The sequence below is a fragment of the Flammeovirga aprica JL-4 genome (genome assembly GCF_012844305.1).
Classification (GTDB): Bacteria; Bacteroidota; Bacteroidia; order Cytophagales; family Flammeovirgaceae; genus Flammeovirga; species Flammeovirga aprica.
Window position 1 is genome coordinate 1 of the sequence record NZ_JABANE010000363.1, and the last position, 672, is coordinate 672.

1 protein-coding gene is annotated in these 672 nt (G+C 39.9%); it reads left to right on the top strand.

All coding sequences use genetic code 11. From position 1 onward, the window contains the following. Nucleotides 1–672, top strand: a 672-nt coding sequence (locus HHU12_RS34385; RefSeq protein ID WP_240971278.1) for a helix-hairpin-helix domain-containing protein, incomplete at both ends; no start/stop codon positions are given.

Consider the following 672-nt stretch of genomic DNA (forward strand, 5'->3'; position numbering starts at 1 on the left):
GCTACCTTAGAATTTGAAGGAGAATGGACTACTCACCCTAAATTCGGTGATCAGTTCAAAGCACATTCTACCATTGAGAAAAAGCCGGCAAGTTCTTCTGCTTTGGAGAAGTATATCGGTTCTGGGTTGATTTATGGTGTGGGGCCCAAAATTGCCAAGCGGATTGTCAATCACTTTGGGAAAGATACTTTAGAGGTTTTTGAAGAGAACATTGAGCGGTTGACAGAAGTGACGGGAATTGCCACCACAAAACTGGATCAGATTAAAGCGTCTTGGACGGAACATCGTGAAATCAGAAATGTGATGCTTTTCCTTCAGGAATTTGGAGTAAGTACGTTGTTCTCTGTCAAAATTTATAAGACTTACGGGAATGATGCGATTAAGATTCTGAAAGAAAACCCTTACCGTCTTTCAAAAGATATTTATGGAATTGGTTTTTTCTCCGCAGATAAAATCGCTTTGAGTATGGGTATTGCCAAAGACAGCCCAAAGAGAATGAGAGCGGCGATTAGTCATGTGCTTTCAGCAAGCCGAGAACAAGGGCATTGTTATCTTGAGTTGGAAATTATTCATCAAAATGTCAAAGCATTGCTCAAAGAAGATTTCAAAGAGCTGGTGATTTCTGAAATTGAAGCCATGGAAAAGGATAATGATCTCTGTACTAGAATGAAG